Here is a 16,204-nt window from a genome sequence, read left to right as displayed (position 1 = left end):
GTGAAGGCGGTACCGATGACCCGGCTCATCGAATCAATACTGATACCGACGGACGGCAGCGAGGGGGCCCTCGCGGGAGCGAGGTGCGGGATCGCTCTCGCATCTCGGACCGGGGCGGACGTCCACGTACTCTCCGTAGTCGACGTCCGGATCGGGGTGACGGACGGAGCGTTCGAGGCGCTCGAGAAGGACGCGGAGGACGCGGTGGACCGGATCGCGACGCTGGCACGCGAGTACGACTCGGCCCTCGAGGTCACGACGGCGGTCAGGCAGGGGACGCCGTTTCACTCGATCCGCGAGTACGCCACCCGGCGCGAACTCGACGTCGTCGCGATGGGAACGAAGGGCCGAACGGGGCTCGATGGGGTTCTCCTCGGGAGCGTCACCGAGAACGTCCTCCGGACGGCGCGAACGCCCGTGCTGGCCGTTCCGCCGGCCGCTGCCGAGTCCGCGATCGACGACGTCGCGTTCGACCAGCTGCTCCTCCCGACGGACGGCAGCGATGGGGCCGCGATCGCAACCGGGTGGGGGATCGCGCTGGCGACCCGGCTGGGATCGACGGTTCACGCGGTCTACTCCGTCGACACGAGCCGGTTTTTCGGGTCGCAAGAGCCGGGCGACCTCCTCGAGGCGCTCGAGCGCCGCGGCGAGGAGGCGGTCGAAACGGTCCGGGAGCGGGCCGCGGCCGCCGGCGTCAGCGTCTCCGGAACGCTCGTGACTGGACCGCCGACGGACGCGGTCCTCACGTACGCGGCCGACCGCGACGTCGATCTGATCGTGATGGGGACCCACGGCCGAACCGGAATCGGGCAGTGGTTTCTCGGGAGCGTCACGGAAAACGTCGTTCGGGAGGCCGACGTGTCGGTGTTTTGCGTCCCGGTCAGCGCCGAGTCGCCGTGACGTCGCGTCTCGAGATCGGGACCGAAACCGGGACCGACGCTCACTCCGACACGCCGTCCGGAGTCGGAATTCGGGTGTACGCGCCGATTATCGCGTCACGAAGCGCGATTTCGCCGAGCGTCGCACCCTCGTCGACGATCGATCCGCGAACGGTCGTCGCTTCGAGGGCGACGCCCGGAAAGATCACCGCCCGAGCGACGGTCGCGTCGACGAGGGTCGCGTCTGCCATGACGTGAACGCCCGCGCCGATCGTCGTGTTCTCGAGCGACGCCGCGTCGGCGACTCGTGACCCGCCGTCCAGGTGCCAGGCGACGGCGTCGAGGTACCGCTCCCGGGTACCGATATCGAACCAGGCGCCCTCGAACGTGTACGCGTACGTCGGCTCGCGGCTTCGAAGCCACCGGACGAACCAGCCGGGCTCGTCCGGATCGTTCCCCGCCTCGAGATACTGCGAGAGGAGAGATAGCGTCTCGCGAGGGAACGCGTAGCACCCGACCGACACGTACGTCCCCCGCGGGTCGTCGGGCTTCTCCCGAAAGTCGACCACGCGATCGTCCTCCAGGTCGACGACGCCGTACCCGACAGCCCGTTCCGGCGAGCCGACGTCGACGGCGGCGATCGTCGGCGCCTCCGTCCGATCGTAGTACTCGAGGAAGTCTCCGATCGCGAACTCGAAGAGGTTGTCTCCGGCGACCACCAGCAGGTCGTCGTCGATTCCCTCGCGCTCGAGGAGTTCCGCGAGTCCGCTGACGACGCCGAATTTCTCCGCTTCCGTGCGCGTTTCCTCGACCGACAGTTGCGGTTTGTCGTACGAACGCTTCGCCAGGCGTGCCCGGAAGTCGTCGGCGAAGCGTTCGTTCGTGCTGACGTACACCGTCTCGATGCGGTCCTCGGCCTCGAGTTTGTCGTAGATGCGGTCGACGACGGTCGTCTCCCCGAGCGGGAGAAGCATCTTCGGTCGGTGTCTCGTGATCGGCCACAGCCGGGTCGCGTATCCGCCGGCCAGGACGACGGCGTCCACGGTTCAACTCACCGCGAACGGAACGTCCGTCGGAGTCGTCGCGACGGCTGTGCGATCCGGCGGTACGCTCGAGACCCCCGAGAACTGCGTGCGTCTCGCGATCGAATTGCAGGCCATTCTCGCATTACTCCGGGCGGTTCCCACCGACGGCTCCCACGACCCCGGTAGTAAACCTTTCACCGATCGACGGCCGCGGTTTTCGTCGCCCGGTCGACGTTCGAACGCCGGACTACCGGTGTGGCCACGACTGAATCTCGTCGTAGTCGCCCGGAACGACGGGGCCGTCGAGAAGCGGGTCGTCGGTCGCGACCATGCACTCGTGGAGTCGCTCCGAAAGCTCGAGGCGCACGTCCTGATAGCGGGGTTCCTCAGCGACGTTGTCGTCCTCCTGTGGCGCATCCCGAAGGTCGTATAGCTCCTCGTAGTGGCGCGCCGGAGTCGCGACCGCTTCGCGGACTTCGCGGCCGGATTCGCTCGCGAACACGTCCGCCAGGAGGTAGACGGTCGGGAGCGGCCAGAAGCGCCGGACGTACTTGTAGCGCTCCGTCCGAATCGCACGGATCGGATTGTACGTGTCGTGCCAGGTCATCTCGGCGAAGATCCGGTCCCGTTCGTCGTAGGTTCCGTACTCGTCGGCGACGAGCGCGGCGAAGCTCCGCCCGGCGAGCCCGTCGGGAACGTCGACCCCCGCGAGTTTGAGGATCGCCGGCAGGACGTCGACGTTGCTCAGGAGTTCGTCGTAGCGCTCGCCCTCGTCGACGACGCCGGGATAGCGCATCACGAGCGCCGCTTCGATTCCAGCGTCGTAGCAGGTGCCTTTCGCCCGGGGGAACGCGATGCCGTGTTCGGTCGTAACGATCACGAGCGTCTCGTCCTCGATGCCCGCCGAAACGAGCGCCTCGAGAATCGTCCCGATAGCCTCGTCGATCGCGACGATCATGCCGCGCATCTCCCCGAAATCGTGGCGGATTCCCCGTCTGTCCGGAAGGTACGGCAGCGGCCGCACGTCGTCCGGATCGTCGGCGTCGTAGTAGCCCGCGTCGAACCCGAATCGGCCGTTCTCCTCCTCGACGCGGTGGCACTCGAAGAACCCGATCGACGCGAAGAAGGGGTCGGTGTACGCGTCCGCGTCCAGGTACGACGCGACGACCGACGCGACGTTTCGCGCCCGGTTGGCCTGGTGGACCGCCGGCGAGACGCCCGGGTAGAGGTTCCCCTCGGAGTGGACGTGATCGTACTCGAGGCGATCCGTGTCCTGCGTAATGTGCTGGAGCCCGAACAGGTGGGTTTCGTAGCCGGCGTCGCCGAGGTAGTGGGGGAGGATACGCTCGGCGTCGTGGAGCTCCCAGTTGCCGTGGGCGAGCCCCATGAGCCCGTTGACGTGGGGCATACGACCGGTCATGAGACTGCCACGGCTCGGCGAGCACTGGGGAGCGGACGCGAAGTGCCGGTCGAACACCGCGCCGTCAGCGGCGAGCGCGTCGATATTTGGGGTCTCGATGTCGACGCCGTAACAGCCGAGATAGCGGCCGGTGTCGTGACCGTGGATCAGGAGGACGTTCGGTCGTTCGTCGGCCATGCCCCCGTTCTACGGCGGCGTGTCAGATAGTAATTAACCTCCTTCGCGGCGATCGACTCGGAGCGTGCGTTCATCAGCGAATCGGATTGACATTCTCCCGCGCCTAAAGACGTCCCCAGAACGCTCCGCGTTCTGGTGTGCGAACGAGACGCGTCGCGTCTCGTTAACGCGGGAATCCCCGAAGGGGAATTCACGGTTGCACGTTTCCTCGGTAGTCAAGTTCCCTTTCGGGAGCCACATCAACGGTTGCCTCCCAATTATGACCGAGGGAGTGCGTTGCAGTGCGTGTAGCCTGTCAATGGGGCCTTCCGTCCGACGCGCGGTTGGCGTTTCAACGCGACGAATACCGTCCGTCGCTCCACGGCAGGGTATTCAGCCTGCACGGTACCACGATTCGCGTCGCCCGAAGCGTTATGTCGTGGGTTGGTTCAGTCGGATTTGTTACCATGCGAGAAGTCAGAGCGAAGCTCTGGTATCGTCGAAGACGGTATTTCTCAACGTGCGAACTCCGGTACTTCCGGTTACAGGATACAACTCCATCAAGCTTACGCGCGTATCCACGGCCTCAAAACCGTGGCATTGCGCTGTGCCCCCTGTAACGATCGCGACGACGCCGTGCGACGGACGGTCGGTCGATCAAACGCCGCGATACCGTTCGGGGACGTACGAATGTAACCCGGCCGGGACCGCCCGGGCGAGCCGCTCGGCGACGGTCGCCAGCGGTTTCCGCAACAGGACGTAGACGGCCGACACTGCGAGGAGCGCGAGCGCAGCCCCGGCAACCGGCCCGTCGGCCACGACGACGAGCGGCGCTGCCGCGCCCCCGGCGAGCGCGAGGTCCTCCGGCGCCCCGTCGTATCGCACCCAGCGGCGCGGACGGATCCAGCGGTCGTGGTAGTGGCTGTAGACTGCCCGCTCGGAGTCCGCGAGCCACGGGCGCAACTCGAGGCCGCCGCCGGCGGCGTCGATCGCGGCGTGTGCCGCCGCCGCAGCCAGACCGACGGCGAGCGAGACGGTCGGCGTCGACGGAACGAGGACCGCCAATCCAGCAGCCGGTCCCGCTGCGAGGGCGGCGTACACGGGATAGTGGAGCGTCTTTCGGTGACCGGCGTAGAGATCGAGGTCGGGGGCGAGTCCGCCGGCGAGCCCGGCGAGGAACGCGGCCGGGGCGAACTCCGGAGCGATCGCGAGGACGGGGAGCGCGAGTACCATCCCCAAGAGCGCGTGAGTCGTCGCCATCATCGTGACTCGTTGTAGCGGTCAGAGCTGTAAATGGGTTTCTTGCGGGCGGCGTGTCGTTCCGTCTCGCGCGGACGTCGATCGTCGCCGACGAAACGACGCGCTCGAGCGGACGGCGGAGCGCGGACTCGAGTGAACGGTCCCGTCGGTACCCCCGATGCTCACGCCTCGGCGGCGAGGTCGCCGAGAACGCGGTCGCCGAGTGCGAGAACGAGTATCGCACCCACGAGATCGAACCCGAGGTCGAGAACGGTGTCCCGTTTCCCGTACGAGACGAGTACCGGTTCGATACCGAAACGTTTCCCCGCAGCGTGTACGCCGTACTCGACGATTTCCCAGACGAGTCCGAGGCAGACGACCGCGGCGACGACGCGAGGCCGAGGGTCGCGACCCCGATGCCGGCTGATCGCGAAGACGGCACCGCCCAGGATCGACGAGGAGTGCACGTGTGTGAGGTGATCCCACCACCAGACGTCGTCGTACGGACCGAGCATTCCGATCGCGTGGGTGATCATCGCGGTCTGTACGTACACGCGCTGCCAGGGTCGAAACTCGATACCGTACGCCCGCTCAGCGAGGGCGGGAAGATGCGTTCCCACCGCCGCAACGGCGGCGTTTACGACCGCACCCGGGTCGCGCCGACGGACTCCGACCACGAATACCGCGACCAGTGCGCATCTGATCCTGCGTTCCGCCCCGCGTACGATCGACGTTTTCATAGTGCCAGTTCGTAGTGGTCAGGCGGAACCCATAGGGATACCGACCTCCGACTCGAGCGCCGGCCCGGTAACGCGTCGCCGAGCGGGCCCGCGGTCGATCGCCGGATCGCGCCTCGAGCACGCCGGACACGAACTGCGCGTCACCGACGTTTCGGCCGACGCACAGCGTTAACTCGCTGGCGGTGGGAGCACCCGCACTATGACGGACGTTCAGGCCCAGTTGCAGTCCGACATCCGAGCGCTCGAGGGACTGCCGGTGTTCGTCGCGTACAACGCGAACATCGACGCGATCGTCCGGGTCGGCGAGGGCCTCGAGTCGTCCCTCGAGCGGCCGCCCGACCCCGGCGAACGTCACCCGCCGAGTCCGCTGGAGTCGAAACGCGACCTCGCGACGGCGATCACGCACGCGATGGCGGCGGGCCGGGGTGATGAGGTCGCGATGACCGACGAGTTCGCCGCCACGCTCGAGGCGGAGCTGGAGCCCGACACCCAGCAGATGGGCGGCCAGACGGGGATCATGACGAACCTCGCCGCTTCGCTGGGTGCGTCGCCGGTCGTGTACACGTATCTGCTCTCGGACCGACAGCTCTCGATGTTCGACCACCCGGACGCGGTGGAGTACCCCTTTGTCGAGGACGGCGAGGTGAAGTTCGTCCCGCTGCGCGAGGCCGTCGACGCGAACCGAACGAAGATCAACTGGGTGTTCGAGTTCAGGGTCGGCGACGAACTCTTCGACGTCCGGGCGTTCGAAGACGCCCGGTTCATCGCGGCTTCGCGACCGCCGGAGTTCGACCTCGTCGCCGGCGACCTCGACGCGCACGTCGATCAGGTCGGCGAGGTCGTCGACGGCGCGTTGCTGGCCGGCTATCACAATCTCACGCCCGACCACGTCGAGGAGGGCTACGAGGAGGCTCACCGTCACGCTCGGGAGGTCATCCGCCGACTCCGATCCGGGGAGCTGCCGATCCACATCGAGTACGCCGTGACCCACGACGACGACCTCCGGGAAAGCATCTACCGGTGGATCCTGCCCGAGGCGACCGTCGTCGGCACGGATCCGTACGAACTCGCCCTCCTCTACGAGGATGCCGAACTCGGTGCGGTCGACGCGGCACCGACGGAAGAGACGCCGTTCGAACCCGACGAAATCCTCACCCACTATCGCATGCTCGACGCGATCCGTGAGGAACTCGACGTCGCGTGTCTCCGGCTTCACGCGATGGAGTACCACCTCTCCGTAACGGACTCCTCTCTCCCCCCGAGGGCGGTCGAGCGCGGTCTCGAGTTCGCCGCCGTCAACGCCGCGACGAAGGCCGCACTGGGCGGGATCACGTCTCCAGACGACCTCGAGACGGGACTGGAGTACGAGCCGTCGGCGAACGGTACCGAAGCGGTCGCACTTCTCGCGGACCACCTCGAGGAGACGGCCGAGAACGGCGTCCTTTGCACCCCGACGGTCGTCGCCTGTCCCAACCGCGTCGTCGACGATCCCGCGGGGACGGTCGGGATCGGCGACATCGTTTCCGCGTCGAGTTTCCTCCTCGAGCTCGCCGTCGCCGACGGTCGCGACGGACGGGATCGGTAACCGTCCGTTCGGAGCGTCTATCGCCACCGCTACCGGTCCGGGTCGCCGACGAGTCGGGAAGCGGTCGACTCCCGGCGCAAGACGTCGGTACGGACGGCTGTTCCGATCCGACGCGAGCGGCTGATCGAGCGACACCTATACGGGTCCACCGCCGCGTCGGGTGAGCGTGCACAATCGTTATCGTTCGAGCAGGCGTATACCGTACCGATTCACGACGGAGCGCTCGAGACGTTTCTTTCTTTCTCGGCTCCGAATCGGAGAATCACGAGGAACGCAGATGGCCACAGAAGGTACCGTTCGACGCGGCGGGGTACAGCCAGTAGAACTCTATCGGTTCGAGGGAACGGACGTCTGGCAAGAGGGCGACGAAAACGCGCGGATCCGCGGATATTTCCCGCTGTCGCCGGGCACGCCGAACGCTAGCGAGGTCGCGGGCGAGGAGGTGACGATCGTCTGTCTCGAGATCGAACCCGGAAACTACCTGCCGACTCACCGCGACAGCAACGAGGAACTGCTCGTCGTCGTCGACGGAACGGTCGAGGCGTCGGTCGGCGAGGAGAGGGTCGAACTCTCGAGCGGCCAGTGCGCGATCGTTCCCGAGATGGAACCACACGGGATTCGAAACGTCGGCGACGCGACCGCTCGAGTTATCGGGTTCTTTCCGACCGACGAACTGACCGCGACGTTCGACGAGACCCTGATGCCGTTCGACAGCACCGTCGTCACCATCGGCGGACGGGGCGAGTAGACGCCGAGTCGCAGCGAGCACTGACCGCCACTTCTTTCGCCGCGACACCCGCCTCGATCCGTGATCCGACAGCGCTCCGATCACGGATCGGTTCGCTCTCGGATCGGCTCGGAGTGATCCCGGTACGTCGCGAAGACGCGCTCGGCCCAGCCGCGAGCGATGGCCGAGTCGGAGTCGACGAACACGCGCATCGTCCCGGTTCGTTCGTCGTAGCCGGCGACGCCGACCCGATCGTCGAAGACGGCGAGACCGTACGGAAGCGCCTCGCGCGTCCGAAGCGTCAGGTGTCCCGCGTCGATGGCCTCGCGAAGCTGATCGGGGTAGCTCTCGAAGAGCACGTCGACGACCTCGGGGAGGTAGATGAGTTCCACGTCGCGACCGTCGAACAGCCGCTCCGACGGCTCCGCGAGCCCCAGCGGGAGCATGGGGGTTGTGTTGAATCCGCGAAGGGTCTCGCTCCCGCGCAGTAGCTCCACGAACCGGGACGCCGGTGCGTAGGGGTCGTCGGGCGTCGCCGTCGTCACCGTCCCGTCCGCAAACGGTGCGACGACGAACTCCCGGTGTCTCTCACAGATCGACTCGAGCAACGGAGCGAGCGCCGTCGCAGCCCGCAGGTCCCGCTCGAGACGGACGACCGCGTCGGCGTAGGCCTGCCCCGTTCCCGTCAGCGTGAACCGGTTGTCGACTCGTTCGGCCAGATCGTGATCCTCGAGCCAGCGAGTGAACCGGTGGCTCGTCGCCCGGGAGACGTCGAGTTGTGCCTCGAGGTCGTTCCGGTCGAGCGGTTCGGCTACCAGCGCCTCGAGGAGGTCGCGGTGACGGACGACGTCGAGGAGCTCGTCGGTCGCCATTCGCTCGCCGAGTTCGTGTGCCGATACCGTACTCGACTCCAGCTCGCGGCTGGTTTCTAGAATTTCGTCCAGGACTGTGTTTCCCATCTCGATCACGTCGATCTCGCCGATCGGGACCTCTACGTGTCTCACGCGGATAGCTCTATCTCAGGTGCTGAGACGGACTCCGTCAGGCGACACTGAACTTCGAGGGTGCGGGAGCGATCGATAACTGACTACACGTGAGTCGAGCGCGTCCATACGACCATGGAACGGAGAACCGAGTCCGACGGGCGAACGGGATCGACGAGCGAACGGAACGAAGCGGTCCCGTGGCGATCCCGGACGGTACAGATCGTGTTGACGAGTACGGCGCTGGCGCCGCTCGGCGTGCCGCTGATCAGCCCCGCTCTGCCGGTGTTCAGGGACGTGTTCGGGATCACCGACGCGCAGGCGAGTCTCCTGGTAAGTACCTACTTCCTCGTGGGGATCGTTCTCTCGCCGTTCATCGGCATCCTCGCCGATCGCGTCGGTCGGAAGCGAGTACTCGTCGGCGGGCTGATCGCGTTCGGCGTCCTCGGGGGAGCGATGGCGGTCGCGCCGACGTTCGAGGCCCTGCTCGCCCTCCGGATCGCGCAGGGAACCGCCGCCGCGGCGATCTTCATCACCACGGTCACGCTCGTCGGCGACGCGTTCGACGGCGTGCAGCGAAACGCGGTACTGGGTGCGAACGTCGCGGTGCTCTCTGCGACCGCCGCCCTGTTCCCCGTCGTGGGCGGGGCGCTCGCCGGTATCGCGTGGAACGCGCCGTTTCTCGCGTACCTGGCGGCGCTCCCGATCGCCGCGTTCGCGCAGATCGCGCTCGAGGAACCGGACCGCGCTGGCGACAAGGGCGGACTCGCGTACCTCGCCGACGCCGCTCGAACGGTCCTCACGCCGGCGCTCGCGGCGTTGTTCGGCGTCGCGTTCCTCACCGAATTCCTGCTGTTCGGGGTGGTCTTCACCGCGATGCCGTTCGTCCTCGCGACGACGCTTGCCCCCGTACTGATTGGCGTCGTCATCCTGGTCTCGGAGACGGCCTCGATGGTGGTCGCACTCTCGAGCGGACGGCTGGCACGATACCTCTCGAACGAGTGGCTGATCGCGACCGGGTTCGCCTGCTACGCCGTCGGGTTCGCGGCCGCGTGGGCCGCGGCCGGCCTGGCCGGAACGATCGTCGCAGTTCTGGTCGTCGGCGCCGGTGTCGGACTGCTGATGCCGGTCGTCGACGCGGCCGTGAGCGACAGGGTCACCACGGAGTACCTCGCCGGCGCGATGAGTCTGCGCAACAGCACCACGTTCCTCGGTCGCACCGCCGGACCGGTCGCGTTCGCCGGGCTGGCGATTACCGCGGGTGTCGGGTACGACCCCCTCCTGCTCGCATCGAGTATCGTCGCCGTCGCCGCGACGGGCGTCGCCGTCGTCGCGGGGCCCGTTCGCCTGGCTCGAGTCGGTGCTCGCAGCACGTCGGCCTAACGCGACGGTGCCGAGTCGAAGCTCGCTCACGGAGCGTCTGTGTGCTCGTTCGCGGGGACGCCAGTGCGAGAGAGCACAGTCGGTACCGGACGACAGGTGAATCGAGCACCGAGCCCGCCGAGAGAGGCTCTGAGTCGTTTTGCGACGGTGTGTTCGAGAACTGCCCGCGCCGTTCGCCGCCCCCGTCGAACGGACGGCCGCGGCGGGGTCTCCCGCCGGCGATCGGACACGCACGGACCGACCGACGGACGATCACGGGATCGGCGCGTCCCGACCGAATGTATCGATCCGACAACCGCTCGGCCGCCGAACGCGGGAGAGTGGAACCGGCACCCTCACGCCGCCGGTTCGACGTTCTGGTTCATCCGGAACAGGTTCGTCGGATCGTACCTCGTTTTCACCTCGACCAGTCGATCGTGGTTCTCACCGTAGGCGAGAGATTCTTCCCCCTCGAGTTCGCTGATGAAGTTCACGTAGACGCCGCCCATCGCGTGCGTCCGCATGTCCTCGTAGAACTCCCTGGCCCACGCGATACATCGATCGTCCATGGCGGGATCCTCCCAGCGCGTGTGGACGTTCATGGCGTACGCCGCGTCGCGGTGCGGGTACGCCGTCGCGTCCGTCTGCACGCGAGCCATCGCACCGCCGACCTGTCCGAAGAAGATTTCGGACAGGGGCGACGGGAGTTTCTCGGCGTATTCGATCGCCGTGTCGATAGCGTCGTCGGAGAGTTCGTCGAAGTTGTGTGACTTCCAGTAGTTTCGGGCACCCTCGGTTAACAGCGGATCGAACGCCTGCTGGAACTCCGCGTACCGGTGTGGTCCGACCGCGTCGGCGATGGGATCGCCGAACTCCCGAATCGGCGCCAGCACCTCCTCGCCGTCCTCGAGGGAGCCGGCGTAGAACGCGACGACGATGACGACGCCGACGCCGTGGACGTTCTCGGGAAGGAACGGTAGCGGCGGCGCGGCACGAAGAATCGTCCAAACGGCAGACTCGTCGGGAGCGTCTTCGTTAAAGTCCCGAACGTGCCTGAGGACCGCGGGGGCGTCCTCGCCGGAGTAGACGATCGGTCCGGACAGTACTTCGGGGCCGACCTCGTGGAGGTCGAACTCGAAGGAAGTGACGACGCCAAAGTTGCCGCTGCCGCCACGGACGCCCCAGAAGAGATCCGCGTTCTCCCCTTCGCTCGCGTGTCGCAACTCGCCGTCTGCGGTGACGACGTCGACCGACCGGAGGTTGTCCACGGTCATGCCGTATTTCCGGGTGAGCCAACCGAAGCCGCCGCCGAGCGTGAGGCCCGCGATTCCGGTCGTCGAGTTGATTCCGAGCGGCGTCGCGAGCCCGAACTCCTGCGTTTCGTGGTCGACGTCGGCGAGCGTTGCTCCCGGTTCGACCTGCGCCGTTTTGCCGGCCGGATCGACCCGTACCGATCGCATCCGCGAGAGATCGAGCTCGAGGCCGTCGTCACAGACCGCGTTCCCCGCGATGTTGTGTCCGGCGCCGCGAACCGAGAGCAGTAGCTCGTGTTCGCGAGCGAAAGACACCGCGGCGATCACGTCCGAAACGCCTCTCGCCCGCACGATCATCGCCGGGTGGCGATCGACCATCCCGTTCCAGACGGAGCGCGCTTCGTCGTACCTCGAGTCGCCGGGGCGGAGTAACTCGCCCCGGAGCTGTTCTTCCAGTACGTCCGCCTCGTCGTCCGTGGGAGTGGTTGTTACTGACATGCATCCTCTACCGAAGGGACGACGCCGACCGAAATATAGATTTATTATTAATTATTATAAATACCAGCGAGCGAGACGCGCTCGAGAAGTGCGTTTCGATTTCCGTACCGAACGTCCCGGTCGGAAGAATCGTCCGGCCCGTAAATCCAGCAATCCTTTTCCCGGACCGCAATACGACCCGTCCTACAGGTGGTATTTTGAGGGGCGCGTCCGCTGCAGTGCGTCGATGGCGGGATGTTTGTGGTGGTATCGGGATCAAACGGGACAACAGACCATGAGTTAGTCAAAACACACTGTACGGAAGGAGGTAGAGGACGATCGTCAGAAACGGGAACAGGGCGAGTAACATCACGGCTGCGTACCCGAACATCTCGCGGGCCCTGATACGCGTAATTGCCAAAAGCGGAATCGCCCAGAACGGGTTCAGCAAGTTCGTGTGTGCTTCGCCAACGGCGAAGGCCATCGTCGCATGGCCGAACTCGATGCCGAGCTGGTCGGCGGCTTCGAGAATCGACGGACCCATGACGATCCACTGCCCGCCACCGGACGGAACGAACAGGTTGAGGATCGCTGCCGCCAGCCACGTAAAGATCGGAAACGTCTGGACGGTCGAGAGCCCGATAATGAGTTCGGCGATTGCGCTCGCGAGGCCCGAATCGGCCATCATCCCCTGAATACCGGCGAAAAAGGGAAACAGTAGGATGATTCCAGCAGCTGCCGATGCCGCCTCACCGAACTTCTCCCGGTATGTGGATGGGTTCGTCCAGACCAGTATACCGGCCATCAGGAACGCGAAGTTGATCGTATTGAGATCCCACACTTCGATTCCTTCGGTAAGGAGTATCCAGAAGATGTACGCGACGCCGGCACCCGCAAGGAGACCGCCGAGAACGCGACTATTGTTGATACGCTCTGCCGGAACCGTCTTGCCGGTATCGGGCTCGTTCGCTTCTAGGGTCCCCTGACCGCCGTCAGTACCTGTTTCGTATAGTTCGTTTGCAGGGATATACTCGGTGATACCCCGTGCCCTCTCGCCCGACGGAGTAATGAGGTACAACACGGTAATTGCAAAGAGGATAGAAAGGATTGTTAGCGTGATTGTGTACGGGTGGAGGATGGTTTCAGTTACCGGGACCGGATCTGAAACTACTGCGAAGGCCGTCCCGTCACCGACTTCCGTCTCATCGGTAAGCAACAGCGGTGCGGATCCGGACCATCCCCAGTGCCAAGTCAGACCCAGCCCCATGTACCCTGCGACACAGAGCAGTGGATAGTGTACGTCGATCCCCCGTTCGTGTGCGGCTCTTCCCATCTCTCGAGCGAAGATTGCACCCAGAATGAGACTGAATCCCCAGTGAATCCAGGCGACGACCATCGAGAACCCGGCGACGAGAACGACCGCTTGATGAGGGGTTTTGGGAAGCCTGGCGAGTCGAGCGAGAAGTTTGTTGGCGGCGGGATGATACGCAAGCACGAACCCCGTCATCAGTATCACGACCATCTGCATCGAGAACCCGAGGAACCCCCAGAATCCATTGAACCAGAACTCGATCATCTCTACCGGTCCGACGGTCCCGTTACCGGCAGCTGGTTCGATCGTTCCTGTTTGATTTAGTATAAGACCGGTCCCGAAAACGAGGTAGGTGAGAAGAATTGCAAACAGAAACGGACTGGGCATCCATCGTTCGACGATACCCGAGAGTCTGTATCCGAACCGTTCGATAGTCGAATCCTCCGCGCCACTTTGGGACATACAGACTCTGTGTTCGCGACTATCAAAATAAATTATACGGTTCAAATAATACATAGAATGACGGGCACCGTCTGATCGGGTCAGTTCGAAAAGTGAGCGGGTCGTTAAGTTGGTGTAGCTACTCTCTCAGACCAGTTCACCGAGAGCTACGAGGGGGATTTAAAGGTGTATTGGGAGAACGAGCGGACGGCGAATGTCCCGGCGGACGTCGCCGTCAGCTTCATCAGATCGGGATTCGCTTCGAGAGACAACGACGATTCTGGTCGCTGAATTAGGTCAACTACCCCTGGGACGCAAAACACCTAGACGCGTAGTTCATTGACGGGATGTGGTCGAGATACGACGATGGGATTTTCTGAGTGACAGTGCGAAAGCAGAAGCAACGGTCCTACGATCTCCCGTCCAGCGCGTGACGGGCGGAACGCGGAGCAACGGGAGTAGCGGTAACTGGATCCGGCAGTGCTCCTGGAGCGCGCGGGCGATGCGGAGTTTATCTTCAGGGCTGACCCGACTCACCACGACGCCGTCGCGATCCAGAAGCGCCCCGAGGACCTGGTCATCTTCGGGAAGCTCATCGCCCTCGACGATGAGTCCGGCGTCACTCAACAACCCGATCTCGGCGGCGATCGCCTGCGCCGTAGCCGGGTGATCCCCCGTTATCATCGCCGTTCGGACGGACGCGTTTCTGCTCGCGGCGACGGCGGCTGCCGTACCCGGACGCGGTGGGTCTTCAAGGCCAACAACACCGACCAACTCGAGATCGGTTTCGATCGACTCGGGATCGGCGTCCACAGCCACCTCGTCAGCCGGCCGCGTCGCGACCGCGAGGACGCGCAGTCCACGTTCTGCCATCTCTGCGACCGCCGCTCTCGCGTCGTCGCTCCCGTAACGAGTCCTCGAGAGGACCGCCTCTGGGGCGCCCATAACTAACAGCCGATCCCGCGTGAGTACGGACGTTCGTCGCCGTCGCGGATCGAAGGGAAACCGCCTGAGTTCCGGATCGGCTCGCGTCCGTTCCTGAATATCCACGTGTAGACGACGAGCGAAGGTGACGAGTGCAGCCTCCATCGGATCGCCGTGTGCGACCCACTCTCCGTTCTGTCGTTCGATGTCACCGGTCGAACACCGCGCGACGATCGTCCCCATTTCTCGGATCGGAGATTGCGTCCCGTCGTCGGCTTCTACACTCCCTGCCGGATCGTAGCCGTCGCCCTCGATTCGAGCGCGGCCCGCCGGCGTCCACGCCTCGACGACGGCCATTCGGTTCTGTGTGAGCGTCCCGGTCTTGTCCGTACAGATGAACGTCGTCGAGCCGAGCGTCTCGACGGACTCGAGTCGCCGCACGAGCGCGTTTTCCGCCGCGAGGCGTTTGGCTCCGACGGCGAGCGACATCGTGACGCTCGGGAGCAGCCCTTCGGGGACGAGTGCGACCGTGACGCCGATCGCGAAGAGGACGCCGACACCCGGATCGGTCCCGAGCGCCACGCTCACGGCGAAGAAGACGCCGCCGACCGCGACGGCGATCGTCGCGATGATCCGGACGAGACGGCCGATCTCGTGGTGAAGCGGCGTCTCCGGTCGCTCTCGCGCGCGTCAGTGCTGCGATTTCGCCGAGCCTCGTCTCGGACCCCGTCGTTCGAACGATCCCAGTGGCTTCGCCTTCGAGAACGAACGTCCCCGCGTATGCGGTCTCACCCGCCTCGACTGATTCGGGTGTGCTCTCGCCCGTGAGCAAGGAAATATCGAGACGGAGACCGTGAGAGTTCACGATTTCGAGATCCGCTGACACGCGATCCCCCGGGCCGAGCAGGACGACGTCGTCGACGACCAGTTCCGTCGCGTCGATCTCTCGCGTCGCCCCGTCTCGTCGGACGGCAACTCGTTTCGGAAGCAGATCCCGAAGCCGTTCGGCCGCACGTTCGGCTCGGTACTCCTGGACGAACGCGAAGACGCCGTTGATCGCCACGACCAGGGTGATGGCGACTCCCAGTTCGCCCATTCCGGCGAGGACCGCCAGGCCACTCGCCGCCCAGAGCATGATCGCGAAGAAGTGCACGAACTGCTCGGCGAACACGCGCCACGCCGGTGGCGGCCGCTGCGTCGGCAGGACGTTCGGGCAGTCGCGCCGGAGCCGTTCGTCCGCTTCCGGGGAAGTAAGACCGGTGACGCGACGCACGGAACGCGAGCCGGCAGGATTCCGCTCCATCCATCGGGAACTCACGACCACGACCTCGAAAAAACCCTGTAACGATCGGTCCGCTAAGCAGACCGTCGGCAGGTCGTTGTCAGAACGGTTCGTTCTCGAGAACGTGAATTCCGATGCCGAACTCGCCACCATCGATTCGTTCGACGCGGCGGTATGGGCGGACGACTCGCTCGTCGATCCGAAAGCCGGCGAGCAATACCACATGACGAGGCAAACCGCCCGCTTCTCCGACCCGAGTACGAGTCGACTACCGGAGACGACTTTGGACGAGACTGTGCGCCGACCGTGTCCGGTGCGGAGCGCTACGGTGACGATCTCTCGAGCGAGGTCGGCGAGCCGGTGACGCTTTCCGCGCGGTTCGTCCGGACGATCCTCGTCG

The 16,204-nt window shown here is 65.2% G+C and carries 11 protein-coding genes and 1 pseudogene; 4 read left to right on the top strand and 8 right to left on the bottom strand.

The features are described from left to right. The first annotated feature begins 15 nt into the window (after positions 1–15). On the top strand, positions 16–900 hold the full coding sequence (locus tag GWG54_RS05805) for a universal stress protein (protein WP_167936878.1): 885 nt from the start codon (positions 16–18) through the stop codon (positions 898–900). Positions 901–940: 40 nt separating this feature from the next. Here GWG54_RS05805 and GWG54_RS05800 read toward each other — a convergent pair whose 3' ends face one another. From GWG54_RS05800 to GWG54_RS05785, 4 genes are all read right to left on the bottom strand, one after another. After that, positions 941–1,921, bottom strand: coding sequence for an NDP-sugar synthase (locus GWG54_RS05800; protein WP_167936877.1), 981 nt, complete (start codon positions 1,919–1,921; stop codon positions 941–943). 229 nt (positions 1,922–2,150) lie between these two features. Beyond that, positions 2,151–3,500 (bottom strand): sulfatase, encoded by a 1,350-nt coding sequence (locus GWG54_RS05795; RefSeq protein ID WP_167936876.1) that lies wholly within the window; start codon positions 3,498–3,500, stop codon positions 2,151–2,153. Between the two features lie 636 nt (positions 3,501–4,136). Further along, positions 4,137–4,742 (bottom strand): metal-dependent hydrolase, encoded by a 606-nt coding sequence (locus tag GWG54_RS05790; RefSeq protein ID WP_209438281.1) that lies wholly within the window; start codon positions 4,740–4,742, stop codon positions 4,137–4,139. Between the two features lie 158 nt (positions 4,743–4,900). After that, positions 4,901–5,458, bottom strand: a complete 558-nt coding sequence (locus GWG54_RS05785; RefSeq protein ID WP_167936874.1) for a hypothetical protein — start codon at positions 5,456–5,458, stop codon at positions 4,901–4,903. 199 nt (positions 5,459–5,657) lie between these two features. Here GWG54_RS05785 and GWG54_RS05780 point away from each other — a divergent pair, with 199 nt between their 5' ends. Together GWG54_RS05780 and GWG54_RS05775 are read left to right on the top strand one after the other, a co-directional pair. Continuing rightward, positions 5,658–7,043, top strand: a complete 1,386-nt coding sequence (locus GWG54_RS05780) for an ADP-dependent glucokinase/phosphofructokinase (protein WP_167936873.1) — start codon at positions 5,658–5,660, stop codon at positions 7,041–7,043. 277 nt (positions 7,044–7,320) lie between these two features. Further along, the gene (locus GWG54_RS05775; protein ID WP_167936872.1) at positions 7,321–7,791 is read left to right on the top strand and encodes a cupin domain-containing protein; all 471 of its coding nucleotides are present in this window, start codon (positions 7,321–7,323) and stop codon (positions 7,789–7,791) included. 80 nt (positions 7,792–7,871) lie between these two features. On the opposite strand, the gene GWG54_RS05770 is transcribed toward GWG54_RS05775, so the two are convergent. Then, positions 7,872–8,729, bottom strand: a complete 858-nt coding sequence (locus tag GWG54_RS05770; RefSeq protein WP_167936871.1) for a winged helix-turn-helix domain-containing protein — start codon at positions 8,727–8,729, stop codon at positions 7,872–7,874. A 159-nt stretch (positions 8,730–8,888) separates the two neighbouring features. Between GWG54_RS05770 and GWG54_RS05765 the strand changes: the two genes are divergently transcribed. Beyond that, positions 8,889–10,136, top strand: coding sequence for an MFS transporter (locus GWG54_RS05765; protein WP_167936870.1), 1,248 nt, complete (start codon positions 8,889–8,891; stop codon positions 10,134–10,136). A gap of 335 nt (positions 10,137–10,471) precedes the next feature. Here the strand turns inward: GWG54_RS05765 and GWG54_RS05760 are convergent, their stop codons facing one another. The 3 genes and pseudogenes from GWG54_RS05760 to GWG54_RS21150 form a co-directional block, all read right to left on the bottom strand. Then, the gene (locus GWG54_RS05760) at positions 10,472–11,866 is read right to left on the bottom strand and encodes an FAD-binding oxidoreductase (RefSeq protein WP_167936869.1); all 1,395 of its coding nucleotides are present in this window, start codon (positions 11,864–11,866) and stop codon (positions 10,472–10,474) included. Positions 11,867–12,149: 283 nt separating this feature from the next. After that, positions 12,150–13,619: a short-chain fatty acid transporter gene (locus GWG54_RS05755; RefSeq protein WP_167936868.1), complete on the bottom strand. Its 1,470-nt coding sequence runs from the start codon at positions 13,617–13,619 to the stop codon at positions 12,150–12,152. Between the two features lie 315 nt (positions 13,620–13,934). Beyond that, positions 13,935–15,825, bottom strand: a pseudogene (locus tag GWG54_RS21150) (cation-translocating P-type ATPase). Positions 15,826–16,204: the final 379 nt, after the last annotated feature.

Origin of the sequence: Natronococcus sp. JC468, from assembly GCF_012163165.1 — an archaeon.
GTDB classification, from domain to species: Archaea; Halobacteriota; Halobacteria; order Halobacteriales; family Natrialbaceae; genus Natronococcus; species Natronococcus jeotgali.
This window is presented reverse-complemented; position numbering and strand designations above follow the sequence as displayed.

Bases quoted from the DNA above. Each gene is read 5' to 3' on its own strand.
- GWG54_RS05785 (WP_167936874.1), bottom strand. From the start codon at position 5,458: ATGAAAACGTCGATCGTACGCGGGGCGGAACGCAGGATCAGATGCGCA.
- GWG54_RS05760 (WP_167936869.1), bottom strand. From the start codon at position 11,866: ATGTCAGTAACAACCACTCCCACGGACGACGAGGCGGACGTACTGGAA.
- GWG54_RS05780 (WP_167936873.1), top strand. From the start codon at position 5,658: ATGACGGACGTTCAGGCCCAGTTGCAGTCCGACATCCGAGCGCTCGAG.
- GWG54_RS05765 (WP_167936870.1), top strand. From the start codon at position 8,889: ATGGAACGGAGAACCGAGTCCGACGGGCGAACGGGATCGACGAGCGAA.
- GWG54_RS05790 (WP_209438281.1), bottom strand. From the start codon at position 4,742: ATGATGGCGACGACTCACGCGCTCTTGGGGATGGTACTCGCGCTCCCC.
- GWG54_RS05795 (WP_167936876.1), bottom strand. From the start codon at position 3,500: ATGGCCGACGAACGACCGAACGTCCTCCTGATCCACGGTCACGACACC.
- GWG54_RS05775 (WP_167936872.1), top strand. From the start codon at position 7,321: ATGGCCACAGAAGGTACCGTTCGACGCGGCGGGGTACAGCCAGTAGAA.
- GWG54_RS05805 (WP_167936878.1), top strand. From the start codon at position 16: ATGACCCGGCTCATCGAATCAATACTGATACCGACGGACGGCAGCGAG.
- GWG54_RS05770 (WP_167936871.1), bottom strand. From the start codon at position 8,729: ATGGGAAACACAGTCCTGGACGAAATTCTAGAAACCAGCCGCGAGCTG.
- GWG54_RS05755 (WP_167936868.1), bottom strand. From the start codon at position 13,619: ATGTCCCAAAGTGGCGCGGAGGATTCGACTATCGAACGGTTCGGATAC.